Raw genomic sequence first — 14,499 nt, forward strand, 5'->3', positions numbered from 1 at the left:
CATGAAAAATACATTCAATAAATACTTATATATCAAGTTCGCATTCCTGATCTTCTTTGCAGCAGGGTGTAGTACGAATATGCTCGATCAGGAAAATCCGAATGCGATTACTCCTGACACCTTTTGGAGAAACGAAGAAGACGCTACCAAAGCGATCATGGGTGCATACAGTCCATTTACTCACATCTGGTACTATAGCCGATTCGAAATATTTTTATCGGATTATCGTGATGATGTAGTCAACGCTTTTGGTACTTCTGAGCGTACGAGCATCGGTAGCTTCAATGGTGTATCTACCGGAAATGGCACCAAGTGGGTTTGGAGTGCTATGTACATGTGTGTAACCCGTGCCAACGAAATACTGGCCAATGTACCCGACATTGAAATGGATGAGCAAGTGAAAAACAACATTCTGGGGGAAGCCTATTTCATTCGAGCATTCAACTACTTCAACCTGGTAAATAACTGGAGAAATGTTCCACTCATTACCACACCGATTGGAGACATAGAAAGTCCAAATGAAATAACCCAGGCTGATCCCGAGCTGGTTTGGCAGCAAATCATAGCTGACCTGCAAGAAGCCCAAAAACTCCTCCCGCCGGAGTGGTCTTCGGATTATCGAGGCAGGGTAACCACTGGCACCGCCAATGCCATGCTTGGCAAGGTTTACCTCTACCGCCAGGAGTATGCCAAAGCCAAAGCGGAATTTCAAAAAGTAATCGATGATTCGCGCTACAACCTCGTAGACAATTATGCAGATAACTTCACTGAGGCCGCCGAAAACAATCAGGAGTCACTGTTCGAAATCCAGTTTGTAGCTGATGGAAACAGTGCCTGGGGTGGAGATGCGCCTAACAGAGGAAAAGGAGCTGCCTTTCACCCAGACATTGCACCAAGAGGCTTTACTGGGCAAGATGGTATGCGGATCAACGACTGGGTGCTGGACCTTTTTATGGACGAGCGCACGGTAGATGGCCAGGTAGACCCGAGAGCATTTGTTACACTCTTTTTCGATTCCAACGAATACACGGTATATGAGGGAGACACGCTTCGTTCTGTAACCTACGAAGGCAAAACCTATCAGGATGTGTTCCCAGGAGAATCCAACGTTTGGGGCAACAAACACCTGGACATCCAACACGGTGGATACGAGAGCTCTCAAGCCAATGGCTGGCACCAGTCAGGCAACAACCTAAGACTGCTGCGCTATGCTGATGTACTCCTCATGTACGCAGAGGCGGAGTTTATGCTCAATGGCTCATCGGCTGCTGCCCTCAATGCGATCAATGAAGTACGAGCGCGTGTAGATATGCCGGCATTTACTACCATTACCCTGCAAGACATAGAAGATGAGCGTGTGAAAGAACTGTCACTTGAGCGCACCAGATACTTCGACCTGCTCAGATGGGGTAAGGTAAAAGAACGTATCGTGGACAATCCTCAGTTTAAGTCAGAAAGTGCTGGCACTGGGGCCTATAAGCCGGGACGTGAATACATAGACATTCCACAAAGTGAAATCGATGCAAACCCTAACATCGACCACAACCCCGGATACTAATATCCATTAACATAGGAAAGGTGACTGACCTACTGAGAGTAGAAGGTCAGTCACCTTTTACCAATTCGAAAATCCAACCATTATTGTATGCTAAACAACGTCTGCTACTCAGTTTTATTTTGTTTGCTACTAGCGTGCAGCACCCCACAATCACAGCACGGTTTTGAATTACTGCCACCTCACACAACGGGCATTCATTTCCAAAACAATATTTTAGAAAACGACACCCTAAACTACCACGTGTTTCCTTACCTGTATATGGGTGGGGGCGTGTCTGCAGCAGACTTTAACAATGACGGCCTGGATGACCTCTACTTTACGTCCAACCTATACCCAAACAAGCTTTACCTAAACAAAGGAAACTTTGAATTTGAAGACGTTACCCAATCTGCTGGTGTGGCTGGAGATAACCGCTGGTATACCGGCACCACAGTGCTCGACATCAATGCTGATGGACTGCTAGATCTCTATCTGTGCGTAGCAGGCAAATTCACCACTACCGAAAACCAACTCTTCGTCAATCAGGGAAATGGAGCATTTGTGGAAGAAGCCAAAAAATACGGCATCAATGACCCTTCCGCTTCTATTCAGGCTACTGCATTTGACTACAATCAGGATGGACTGCAAGATCTGTTTGTAGCCAACTACCCGATAGTACCAGTAAGCATGGGCAACCACTACTATAAGATGAAAATGGAAGAAAACCAGGCAACCGAATCTGGACATCTTTTTCATAACAATGGGAATGGCACTTTTACTGACGTAACAAAAGTGGCCGGTGTGCAAAACTTTGGGCTCACACTGGGTGTGGTAGCCGCCGACCTCAACGATGATGGCCTCACCGATCTGTACCTTTCCAACGACTTCAATGTGCCCGATTACCTCTACCTCAATAATGGCAATGGCACCTTTTCCGAATCTTTACAACAAGCTACCAACCAGACCTCCATGTTTGGCATGGGGCTAGACATAGCAGATTTCAACAATGACCTGCACCCTGATATCTTGCAGGTAGACATGACCCCAGAAGATCACTTTCGGTCCAAAACCAACATGGCCAGCATGAGTCCTTCATCATTTTACACCGCTGTAGACTATGGTTTTCACTACCAGTACATGCAAAACAGCCTCCAGCTGCATCAGGGGGTAAAAAACAACATTCCTTACTATGGAAACATTGCCCGACTGACCGGGCTGGCTACCACCGACTGGAGCTGGACAGGGCTATTTGCAGATGTAAACAACGACGGGCTTCGTGACATCTACATCACCAACGGCATGAAACGTGACGTCAATAACAATGATGTAAACCAGCAGCTGAAAGAACAGTCTTTTTTTGGGCAAATCGATAATTATGACCCGGAAATCTATCCCAGCAACCCCATCGCCAACTATCTCTACATCAATCAGGGTGACCTTCAACTATCTAATGAAACTTCGAGCTGGAATGTAAATCAACCAGGTTTTTCGAACGGTGCCACCTACACTGATCTGGACAATGACGGAGATCTTGACCTGGTAGTCAACAACATTGACGCGCCAGCTTTTATCTATAAAAATTTATCAGAAGGTAACGCCATCCAAATCCGCCTCACTGGCCCCTCCACAAACCCCATAGGGCTCAATGCAAAAGTGAAGGTAACTCAAGGTAAGCTACAGCAAGTACAAGAGCTTACGCTGAGCAGAGGATTTCAGTCTAGTGTTAGCACTACACTCCATTACGGTCTGCCTGACGAATCTCCTGTAGAAATTACCGTGACTTGGCCAGACGGCAACATTTCCAGTTGCTCTGCCATACCACCCAACCAGATATTTCGCATAAGCTACGCGGATAGCGAACCTGCACTATTGCCGCCAGCTACCATACACCCCTACCGCGAGCGTACTTTAGAAAAAGGCCTTAAGTTTTCTCACCAGGAAGATGAATACGATGATTTCAAAAATGAACCACTCCTTCCACATAAAAACTCACAAGTAGGTCCGGCGCTGGCTCAGGGTGACCTCAATAGTGACGGCCTGGAGGATCTCTATTTTGGAAATGCGGCAGGCGCCAGCTCGGAGGTATTCTTGCAGCAGCCAGACGGAAGTTGGAAACTTTTGCCAGGGCCCTGGCAAAAGGATGCCGACCAGGAAGATACTGGCGCACTTATTTTTGATGCTGACGGAGATGGAGACATGGACCTGTATGTGGCTTGTGGTGGAAACGACCCAGGTAAGCCTGCGAGCTATTACAGAGATCGTATCTATGTAAACAGCAATGGTCGTTTTGAACTGGTTACCGAAAACCTCCCGGACTTCATCACCAGCGGCAAGGTGGTAAAAGCCGCCGACTATGATCAGGATGGAGACATGGACCTGCTGGTGGCCGGCAGAATAGTACCTGGAAAATATCCCCAGCCCGCCCTGAGCGCCATACTGAGAAACGACAGTAAGCCCGACAAACTACTTTTTACAGATATTACTGATGAAATAGCTCCCGACCTAAGACGCGCCGGACTTATTACTGATGCTAGCTGGGAAGATATCGATCGTGATGGGGATCCAGACCTTTTGATGGTAGGTGAGTGGATGGCCATCAACATCTATGAAAACAAAGCCGGCACGCTTATCAACAAAACGGAGACCTATGAGCTGGAAACCTCTCGCGGATGGTGGAACAGCATTTACCCTACAGATGTAGATGGAGATGGAGATCAGGACTACCTGCTGGGCAACCTCGGCCTCAACTACAAATACAAAGCATCTCTCGAGCAGCCCTTTGAGATCTTTAGCAATGACTTTGACGAAAACAATCAGCTGGATATCGTCATCGCGTATGAAAAGAAAGGCAAAATGTTGCCTTTGCGCGGACGCGAATGCTCCTCTCAGCAAATCCCGGCCATTAAATCCCGGTTTAAAACCTACGAAGCCTTTGCGGGTGCCACGCTCGACGAAATCTATGGAAAGTATATGCTCGAATCCTCCCTGCACTATGAGGCACACACCTTTGCCAATAGCTGGATGGAAAACACTGGAGATGGCTGGCAACTACACGAACTTCCACGGGAAGCTCAGCTATCATCCATCAATGCATTCGTGCAACTGAGCCCCAACACCTGGCTAGCCGCTGGCAACAAATACCCGGCAGAGGTAGAAACACCCCGCAATGATGCCAGCTACGGAGTGGTCTTGAAATATGATCAACAGCAAAAGGAGTTTATCATACTTTCTCCAAAACAATCGGGCATTTACCTGGAGGGAGAATGCAAAGCACTCACCAAAATAAAGCCTGTTGAAGGCCCTGCACAAATTATTGCTGCCATGAATGATGATCAGGCGCAGTTGCTTACTCGCGAATGATTTTTTGAGGGTAGCTCACCACGCTTTCGTTGCCCTCGGCATCTATGGCCACCACCCCAAAAAGGTAGTTGTCCAACACAATGCCGGTAAGCGTATAAGAGGTAGCTGACGCACTCAGTAGCTTGCTATACTCCCAGGTAGGCGCCGTAGTAGAGCGCCAGTAGATTTTATACCCGGCGGCCTCTTCCACAGGCTGCCAGCTCAACTTGGCGGCAGGCTCCACTATGCCACCGATGGCTACCTCTTGCGGAGCGGGTGGAGCCCACGCAAGGCTCGCCACAGCTGCGGCATTTACACCGGTCAGCTTGGCACAGTAGTCGAAATCTACTCCCTCTACTACATCTCCATAGGCGATTCCGTCTTCCTGTCGAAGGTCCTGATGCTGCCGATTGTAATTTTCGTGTGCTTCCATGATCCGAACCCCTGCAAAGCCCAGCTCATTAAAAGGGCGATGGTGCCCTCCCCTGCCAAACCGGTCTAGCCGATAGATAAGCATGGGTTTCATTTCCGGGAGGTAAGTTTTAGTGGTCTCGTAGATATAGCGGGCCAGCTGACGCGAAACCCCATCATTTTCCCCGCCATAAAAGCGCATGAGTTTGAGCTGCCGCTCGGTCAATACAGACGAAAAGGGCTCAGAAAATATGCGAAAGGTACGGTTGTCTATGACGCCATCCACCCCTTCGATATTGCCAATCATATCATTGTTGAGCACGCCTACGACCTCCCAGTCTTCCTCTTTTGCCTTTTCGGCTAAAAACCGGCCACCATATAGCCCCTGTTCTTCTCCACTGAGTCCAGCTAACACTATGCTATTGTCAAACGAATAACCAGACAATACCCTGGCCAGCTCCAGGGCTGCAGCCATTCCCGTGGCATTGTCATTCGCTCCGGGAGCGTCTATGGTGTAGTTTTTCACATCTGACGCACGGCTATCGATATCCCCCGACATGACCACATAGCGATCCGGATACTTCTGCCCTCTCAATACGGCATATACATTCACCACCCAGGTATCCTTAGTGATGCGAGTGGCTTCATCGCCTTTTACCAGTGTGCGCTGCTCGTAGACTTCCAGGCATCCGCCACATGTTTCAGCTATAGCTTCAAACTCAGATTTGATCCACCGACGCGCGGCTCCTATGCCTCTCACTTCACTGGTGGTATCAGACATGGTATGTCGGGTGCCGAAGCCCGCCAGTGTACGCACATCAGCTTCGAGTCGTGAGGCGCTCACATTGGCCAGGATCTCCTGTACGGCAGGGTTTTGCCTGATCTGTTGACTATACCCCTTTAAAGCGACCATACAAGCGACGAAAAGTATTAGGTTTTTCATGGGTTTGCTGTTTTATGGTCAGAAATTTAACACATATCTACCGGAAAGGCTGCACCATGCACCTGATGCCACCTATCAGGCCAGCAGCCTATAAAAAAAGCAGCTCCTGGAGCTGCTTTAATTGCAGGCCTCGATATCGAAGCCTGCTGCCTTAGTGTTATTAGTGTCGCTATCAATCGAGCATACGTTTCGTACGCACGAGCTCAAAGCCATTAAACCATATACCTTTCTCTCGCTGCTGGTCAGTAATCTTCACCACTACATCGTCTGCGCCATTGCAAGAGAACGATAGCTGAGCAAAAGCTCCTCCTTCATGAGGCAGCATCTTGCCATTGCTAATACTCACAGTGGTAGCACCCTGACTACCAGCCACCTCCAGCTTGCCAGCATGGGCTATATCGAAAACATTGAGTTTCTTTAACCGGTCCTTATTGGGATCCATAGAGTCTGTATTGGAGCGAGGGGCATGATGAAACGTTCGCAAGGTATACTCACCGGCAGACAGCCCTTTGAGCCGTAGCTCGAGCCCTTCACCATCTACTACCAGGAGCCCTTCACCAAATGCATATCCATACTTACCCATCACGTTCATTTCTCCGAGCGAGCGCATGACACCATCTCCTGCAGGGCTGAGGGTAGCCGTAAAACCACCCAGCTCATCAAAAGACTGCTCAGCTTCTGACTGGTTATCTGCTATCGTCCAGGGAGTCCAGTCATACTGCACCAGCTGACCTTCTCCACCTACATCAACGCGTACTTTCGACACTTCCACAAAAGGAGCAGCTACAGTTACTTCCGGACTTACAGGCACTGATTCAAACTTCACTTTATTGCTTTTCAAACTTCCTGAGCGTGCCGTAAGGGTAATTTCACCAGCATCCAATGTAGATTTGATCAATACGGGAGCATGCCCTTTAAAAAGGCTTACGGGGTTGGCATTGATTCCTGCTCCTTCACCTACTATACTGGCAGCTCCTTTCACATCAAATTTTATGGGTTCCTCCCAGTCGGTCAAGATGGTTCCATTCTTGTCTACCACATAAGCATAAGCCGGCACAATATCTGCGCCGCTGGCTTTGAGGTCGCGCCCTTTCAGGTCTACCCAAAGCTGGATTCGCTCAGCTTCGTCTGGAGTATAAATGGAGCTTTTCACAAACTCCTCACCTTCCTGATAGCCGATGGCAGTCAGCTTGCCTGCTTCATAGGTATGCACCCGAAATTTAAACGGTGGATGTGCCAAAGCTTTTAGTACCCCCGAGCGATCCGGTCGCTTTCTGGCAATGGTTTTGCCATTGAGCTGAAGCTCTATTTCCTCAGCATTGCTATAGATGACAACTTCTTCCACATCAGGGTTCCACTGCGTGGCAAAATGCAAGTAAGGCGTTTTGCGTTGCTCGGCGGGAAACCAATGTGCATTTCCATAGGGATGGCGAAAAATCGTCATCAAACCACCCGGTCTTACACGGTCTTTCCAGCGCCCATTTGACGGATGAAAAGTATAATAATCGTGACCATTCCAGGCGATCAACCCCGTTTGTAAAGGGTCCAGCTTTTGTCGCGCTACTACATCGATACTTTCCGGGCCTTCCATGCCCAGCATAGGCTCGTGTCGGTACCACTCCACCGGCCCGTAGATCATCTGACCATAGATGTCGGTTAGTCCGGAGGTTTGCCATCCGGTCCAGCGGCTGCTTTGTGAGGCCGTAAGTCTGGTGGGGTCTTCTTGCTTGATCGCCAAATGCACCTGAGGGACATATCCTCTATGATTTAGTCCTCCACCCCAGATTACCACTGATGGATGGTTGCGGTGATTGCGAACCATTACTCGTGCAGCCTTTTCCAGGTTATCAAACCAGGCTTCATTGCCTATACTGATCCAGGTGGGTGCTTCTTCGTAAACCAGTATGCCCAGTTCGTCACACGCCTCCACAAGGGCATCATCCTGAGGATAATGTGCAGTTCGCACCACGTTAAAGCCTAGCTCCTTAAACTGCAGCATGTCTTTGCTGTGAAGGGAGTTGGGCAGGGCATCACCTATATATCCAAAGTGCTGATGGCGGTTGGCACCAATGAGCTCTATGGGCTCACCATTGAGCAAAAAGCCCTCTCGAGGGTGATGCTCAAATTTTCGCATACCCACTTTGCACTCTACTACATCTACTAGCTTTTCAGACTCATAAATGCTCGTTTGCAATCGGTAGAGGTATGGGTCCTCTGTAGACCAAAGTCTAAGGTCGTCTTCTATGGCCCCAATCTGCGGCACAAGTGCGTCTGAGCTTGCGAGCACACTCACAGCATTCTCCATTTTCAGAGCTACCATACCACTTGCATCTATGACACGGTTTACTACCGTCAGCTCCCGACTTTTGGCAGTCTCATTCACCACATGGGTTTTTACATCAATGGTAGCATTGAGATTGACTGCATCTACCGAAGGAGTAGTAAAAGTGACACCAGCGTTCATCGCTTCCCAATTGAAGGAAATGCGAACCGGCTCGGTAGTAACCAGATAAACGTCCCGGTACAACCCGCTGAATTTGATGTAATCAAATGGGCCTGGATCTGGAGGCACATCTTCTCTTCGTCTGTTATCTACCAGAAGTGTGATTTGGTTGGAAGCACCTTTTTGTACGTAATCAGTAATATCAAAATGAAAAGGAGTGTAACCGCCTACACTATGCTGGCCCACATGCTTGCCATTGACCCAGAGGTCTGTCACCTGGTGGGCTCCTTCAAACTCTAAGAATACTTTCTTTGCGTCAGCAGCTACTTCCAGGTCTTTTCGGTACCAGCCTACTTTACGCTGAAAGGTGGTCTGAAATTTATCATCCTCATAATCATTGAGGTTATTGGAAGTAAGTTCTAATGTATGAGGAACATGAACCGTTTCCCAGCTGGAATCATCCGTGGCTGGCTCATAAAAAGTGCCATCAGGCATTCCTAGCTTAAACTTCCATCCAGAGTTTATGCGGGTTTTGGTACGTGGCAGGTCTGCGGCATTTAGTCCGTAGCTTACCATCCATAGGCAGATCAACACTGCTATGCTAGATTTTTTGATCATGTGAAAAAGTAGATTTTTATGCGATATGGTTATGATTTAGGTAAACAAACTAGATAGCTAAGCTTAGATTGGTTGGAACAAACGGTTGATCACTAACTGGCACTTTTTAGTACTGAGATCAGTTCATCAAACGATCTCTGTGGCCTGGTCTGCAAAGTAGAACCCCGCTCGATCATGGCCGTAGGCAAACATTCGCTATGTACCTCTGGTGAATCTGGGTTTTCGATATGCCAGAGCAGCAACTCTGCGGCACGTCGCCCCATGGCTTCTGCGGGCTGTACCACCGTGGTGAGTGCTGGTGTCATATATGTAGCCACGGGCTCATCAGCGAAACCTACTACAGAGACATCATTTGGCACCGACTTGCCATAGCGTTTCAATATCTCTACGGCCTCAAACGCCAAATAATCTGTGAAGCACGTAATAGCATCCACATCATTTTCTGCTATCAAAAACTCCAATGATTCCTTCCAGTTGGGATCTTCGCTTTTCAGGATGTACTTGTCTTGTACGAGCACTCCCTCCTGCTTGAGACCTTCCTTATAGCCTGTGAGTCGATTAAAGCTGGTAGACAGGTTTTCAGGGCCAGCGATATGCACAATTTTCTGACATCCGGTATTCACCAAATGCCTCACAGACTCCACACTTCCCGGAAAGTCGTCCGTCACCACATAGGAAGTGTCCAGGTCTTCACACATTCGATCTACAAACACCACGGGTACATTGTCTTCGATGGCATCCAAAAAATGATTGAAATCAGAAGTACCACGAGCATACGAAGCAATGATGCCATCTACACGCATGTTGTTGAGCATGTTTACTGCTTTTACCTCTTTGTGGTAGTCACCTTCATGTGTATTGATAAACAGGTGATAACCGTGTTCATTGACCACCCGGTTAACTCCATCCAAAACTTTCGAAAAGTAATGATGGGTAAATTCCGGCAATATGAGCCCAATATTTCTGGACTGTTTTTTCAGCAGGTTTACGGCAAAGGGATTGGGCTTGTACCCCCACTTCTCTGCCAAATCAAGCACCGCCTGTCGTGTTTGCTGGCTAATGCGACCTCCATTGCTAAGCGCTCTAGAAACCGTGGAGGGAGAAACCCCCAGTTCTGTAGCGATATCAGTAATTTTCACTCGTCCACGCATCTTGGTATCAGTTTAGGTTTTACATCAACCTAAAGCTAGAAAGCTCCAGAATGGACCTACGGTGGTGAAAAATATTTAAAACAGGGGGTATATTTTACCAAAATTGCAAGCGGGTGAATTCACACGGCAAATAGGTGGGCAAAATTTTGCGCAACTTTCCACGGTTCGTTCTTCCTGGACTTCAACCAAACCAAAAGCTAGAGGCGTGGTTACGAAACTATATGAAAACACCTCACCTCAGCAAACTCATTCCCACGCTGGTCACTGCCATACTTTTGACTATCGTAGGAGGGCTTTACATTTGGAATGAAGACTTTCGAGCATTCGCCAATGAAGGCTGGCAGGTACTGACAAGCAACAATGAGCAGCTAGTCAATGAGTGGGTGAGCGACCTTTCGTTTTGGGGGCCTGTGATCATTATTGCAGGGTTTATTATTCAGATGTTTGCTTTTGTGATTCCCTCCTGGCTGTTGATCGTGGTAAGCATCCTCACCTATGGTCCATGGAAAGGCAGCGCGCTCGCACTATGTGGCGTGCTGGTAGCCTCCAGTCTGGCGTATGCCATTGGCAGCTGGCTGAGCGAGTACACCTTACAAAAACTCCTGGGACAAATAACCGAAAAGAAAATGAAAGCCTACCTTGAGCGTTATGGGTTTTGGCTAATCGCCATTTTCCGACTTGCCCCGTTTTTATCCAACGACACGATCAGTTTTGCTGCCGGACTTTCCTCCATGCGATTTTGGCGATTTATAAGTGCAACAGCCTTAGGAATCACTCCACTGATTGGATTTGTGGCCTATTTGGGAGAATCTACCGAGCGACTCAAAACTGGCTTTCTCTGGGTATCTGTAATTAGTCTCGTAGGTTTTGGGCTATACATCTGGTGGGACCAAAACAATCGCCGCAGCGATTAATTAATCCAAAAGGCCAGGCAGCCACAGCGTGAGCTGAGGAAACAAGGTAAGCAGAGCCAGCACCAGTAGGGATATGCCAAGAAATGGCCAGCTAGCACGACTTACAGAAATGAGTGGCACCTTCCCGATACTAGACGACACAAACAAGCACACACCAATAGGTGGTGTGGTCAGCCCTATCATTAAGTTGAGCAGCACAATCACCGAAAAATGAATAGGATCTATCTCCACTGCTACAGCTACTTTCAGCAGGATAGGAAACAGGATCATCAATGCAGCGATGGTCTCCATAAAAGACCCCACAAAAATGAGCAGTAGGTTTATCAGCAACAATACCATGTACTTGTTGGAAGTGAATCCAAGTATACCTCCAGCTATTTCCTGAGGCAGGCGCTCGGTAAGCAGTATCCACCCAAACAAATTGGCAAAGCCGATCAGCACCATCAGTGCCGCTGAAGTCTTCATGGCATTGAGCGTCACCTGCATAATTTTCTTTACCGATAATCTACGATACACCAGCGCTCCAACAGCCAGTGCATAGACCACCGCTACTATAGAGGCCTCAGTAGGAGTAAAAACTCCACCGATGATACCAAAGAGGATAATGAACGTCATGAGCAAGGCCCAAAACGTATCCAAAAACCCTTTGGCTACCTGTGGTAGGGAACTCTTCGGATGCCTGGGGTACGCTTTCTTTTGAGCAATAAAATAGGTAAGCCCCATCATAAACAACCCCAGCAACAGGCCTGGAATAACAGCCGCGATAAACAGCTTGCCCACAGACAGCCCACTCAGCGTAGCAAGAATGATCATGGGCACACTAGGCGGGATAATCGGCCCCACGGTGGATGATGCAGCTGTCACCGCACACGAAAAACCGGGATCATAACCTTCTTTTTTCATGGCTGGAATCATCACGGCCCCAATACTCGCCGTGTCTGAAACCGCAGTGCCCGAAATCCCGGCAAACAGCATGGAAGCACCAATATTTGCCAGCGCCAGCCCTCCTCTTATATGCCCCAGCAGATGATTGCAAAAAGTAATAATACGCTCCGTAAGGCCACCTTCGTTCATCAGGTTGCCCGCAAGAATAAAGCCCGGCACACTGAGCAAAACGAACACATCAATACCAGAATACATCTTGGCCGGCAGTACCACCAAAGGGATATCCGCCAACAGCGCATAAAGCAAACATGACAATCCCAAAGCAAATGCAATGGGTATCCGTACTATCAAAAACACCAAAAAACTTATCAGAAGGACAGCTGTCATGAGCCTGATTTTTTGAAGAGTGTGACCAATGAAAAAATAAACAGCCCTTCGGCCATCACGATAATGCTACCAAACGCCACCGCCATTGGAATTCTCATACTGGGAGATTGCTCTGACAAGCCTAAGATGAAAAATTCCACTCCATAACCTGCCATTACCAAAAACAACATACTGATAAGCAACGCTACCACGTGATCTAGCCAAACCCTGGCGACCTTGCTGAGCCGGCGGTACAGTATGTCTAAAAAGACGTACTCCTGATCTTTCAATGCCAAGCCAGCAGCAAATCCCATGGCGTAGAGAAAAAACAAGCGAGAGGCTTCTTCAGTCCAGGGTGGAGCGCTGGCCAGCAAAAACCGCGCATAGATTTGGTAAAGCACAGACAGCAGAAATGCCACAGTACTCAGCAAGGTGCCCGTCTGCAAAATTCGAACAAATAGTGTCATGGTTGTTTGCTTTTGAGAGCCAGTATTTCATCATACACCTTCTGCATGGCAGGTGACAGGCTATTGTAAATTGCTTGTTGGCTTTTTTGGGCGAATGCCTCTTTGTCTACCTCCACAAAAGTGACTCCTGCTGCCAGCAATTCCTGACGAACGCGCTCCTGCTCTTCGCGAAACACTTTGTTGGCATACACTTGCATATCCTGAGCACATGCATCAAAAATATCCCTAAGATCCTGTGGCAAGGCCTGGTATTGCTTTTCGCCAATCACCGGATACGTCCAGCTGATGACATGGGCAGTCAGGTTGATGTAGTCCTGCACCTCGGCAAATCCTTGAGCATTGATCAGTGCCAGCGGGTTTTCCTGAGCCTCCACGGTACCTTGCTGTAGTGCGGTAAACACTTCCGAAAAAGCCATGGGTGTAGGTTTGGCACCGCATGCCTGCCAGGCTGTCACAAACGAGGGTATGTTGGGAACACGAACAATAAGTCCGTTGAGATCATCGGGGTGTTTGATGGGGCGGTTGGAAGTCAGATGCCGGGCACCTGCCTGCAAATAGCCCACTACCCTGAGGCCCACTTCCTCACGAATTTCATGCTCTATACGCTTGCCAATAGGAGACTCAACCAACCGAAGCATTTCGGTCGTATCTTTCAGTAAAAAAGGCATTTCACACAGTGCCGCAATCTCCACCCAATTACTAAGCACCGAGCTGGTAGAAGTCATATCGATCACCCCTGCCCGTATAAGGCGAACAGCCTCCACCTCCTTGGCTAGCTGCTCAGAGTGGTACACCTCCAGGCGCAGGCGACCATCAGATCGCTCCTCGAGCTGCTCTGCAAAATAGGCAAACGCTTTATACCACGAATGCTGCTCGTTGACCAGCAGACTGGCCCTGAGCAACACTTCTGGCTTCTGATTACCGCTTTGGCAAGAGCTTATAGCTAGCAGGCACACCAGCAAAAAACCGATTAGTTTAGGCATTTGGTTTTGTAAAGTGTTTCCTCCAATCTAGAAGATTATGCAGACAAATGCCAATACATCACGCTAGGGAGTGCGCAAGATTTTGTCCATCTTTTTGCCTTTGGCCAGCTCATCTACCAGCTTGTCCAGGTAGCGCACTTGCTGTGTAAGCGGTGTTTCGATTTCCTCTACTCTATACCCACAGATCACACCCTTGATCAGGCCTGCATTGGGATGGAGGGTAGCTTGTGCAAAAAAGTCTTTAAACGTGACTTTTTGGACAATAAGTTCTTGCATGCGAGCCTCATCAAAGCCCGTGAGCCAGGTAATCACCTGGTGCAACTCCTCCACGGTGCGGCCCTTCTTTTCCACCTTAGTGACGTAGTGTGGGTATACAGAAGCAAAGGTCATCTCTGCGATGCGCTGATCATGTTCGGGTGTGGTTTTCATAGAGGCTTATTTT

At 48.2% G+C, this 14,499-nt stretch carries 10 protein-coding genes; 3 read left to right on the plus strand and 7 right to left on the minus strand.

Going from position 1 to position 14,499, the window contains the following annotated elements; translation table 11 throughout:
• Window position 1: 1 nt before the first annotated feature.
• Window positions 2-1,558, plus strand: a complete 1,557-nt coding sequence (locus tag C7460_RS20710) for a RagB/SusD family nutrient uptake outer membrane protein (RefSeq protein ID WP_115870055.1) — start codon at window positions 2-4, stop codon at window positions 1,556-1,558.
• Between the two features lie 87 nt (window positions 1,559-1,645).
• Window positions 1,646-4,897, plus strand: coding sequence for a VCBS repeat-containing protein (locus C7460_RS20715; protein ID WP_115870056.1), 3,252 nt, complete (start codon window positions 1,646-1,648; stop codon window positions 4,895-4,897).
• On the opposite strand, the gene C7460_RS20720 is transcribed toward C7460_RS20715, so the two are convergent.
• The 3 genes from C7460_RS20720 to C7460_RS20730 all read right to left on the minus strand — a co-directional run bounded on the left by C7460_RS20720 (window position 4,884) and on the right by C7460_RS20730 (window position 10,442).
• Window positions 4,884-6,230: a M28 family peptidase gene (locus tag C7460_RS20720; RefSeq protein WP_115870057.1), complete on the minus strand. Its 1,347-nt coding sequence runs from the start codon at window positions 6,228-6,230 to the stop codon at window positions 4,884-4,886. The genes C7460_RS20715 and C7460_RS20720 overlap by 14 nt on opposite strands.
• A 172-nt stretch (window positions 6,231-6,402) precedes the next feature.
• Window positions 6,403-9,291 carry a glycoside hydrolase family 2 protein gene (locus tag C7460_RS20725; RefSeq protein ID WP_245986503.1) on the minus strand — a complete coding sequence of 963 codons (2,889 nt, stop codon included), beginning with the start codon at window positions 9,289-9,291 and terminating at the stop codon, window positions 6,403-6,405.
• 92 nt (window positions 9,292-9,383) lie between these two features.
• Window positions 9,384-10,442 carry a LacI family DNA-binding transcriptional regulator gene (locus tag C7460_RS20730; RefSeq protein ID WP_115870058.1) on the minus strand — a complete coding sequence of 353 codons (1,059 nt, stop codon included), beginning with the start codon at window positions 10,440-10,442 and terminating at the stop codon, window positions 9,384-9,386.
• Window positions 10,443-10,663: 221 nt separating this feature from the next.
• Between C7460_RS20730 and C7460_RS20735 the strand changes: the two genes are divergently transcribed.
• Window positions 10,664-11,356: a TVP38/TMEM64 family protein gene (locus tag C7460_RS20735; protein WP_115870079.1), complete on the plus strand. Its 693-nt coding sequence runs from the start codon at window positions 10,664-10,666 to the stop codon at window positions 11,354-11,356.
• Here the strand turns inward: C7460_RS20735 and C7460_RS20740 are convergent, their stop codons facing one another.
• The 4 genes from C7460_RS20740 to C7460_RS20755 form a co-directional block, all read right to left on the minus strand.
• Window positions 11,357-12,628 (minus strand): TRAP transporter large permease, encoded by a 1,272-nt coding sequence (locus tag C7460_RS20740; protein ID WP_115870059.1) that lies wholly within the window; start codon window positions 12,626-12,628, stop codon window positions 11,357-11,359.
• On the minus strand, window positions 12,625-13,074 hold the full coding sequence (locus tag C7460_RS20745) for a TRAP transporter small permease (protein WP_115870060.1): 450 nt from the start codon (window positions 13,072-13,074) through the stop codon (window positions 12,625-12,627). The genes C7460_RS20740 and C7460_RS20745 overlap by 4 nt, the downstream gene beginning before the upstream one ends.
• The gene (locus C7460_RS20750) at window positions 13,071-14,057 is read right to left on the minus strand and encodes a TRAP transporter substrate-binding protein (RefSeq protein ID WP_115870061.1); all 987 of its coding nucleotides are present in this window, start codon (window positions 14,055-14,057) and stop codon (window positions 13,071-13,073) included. Before C7460_RS20750 ends, C7460_RS20745 begins: the two co-directional genes overlap by 4 nt.
• Before the next feature lie 63 nt (window positions 14,058-14,120).
• Entirely contained in the window at window positions 14,121-14,486 is a 366-nt protein-coding gene (locus tag C7460_RS20755; RefSeq protein WP_115870062.1) for a DUF2200 domain-containing protein, read from the minus strand.
• Window positions 14,487-14,499 lie beyond the last annotated feature (13 nt).

Origin of the sequence: Marinoscillum furvescens DSM 4134 (genome assembly GCF_003386095.1) — a bacterium.
Taxonomy (GTDB): Bacteria; Bacteroidota; Bacteroidia; order Cytophagales; family Cyclobacteriaceae; genus Marinoscillum; species Marinoscillum furvescens.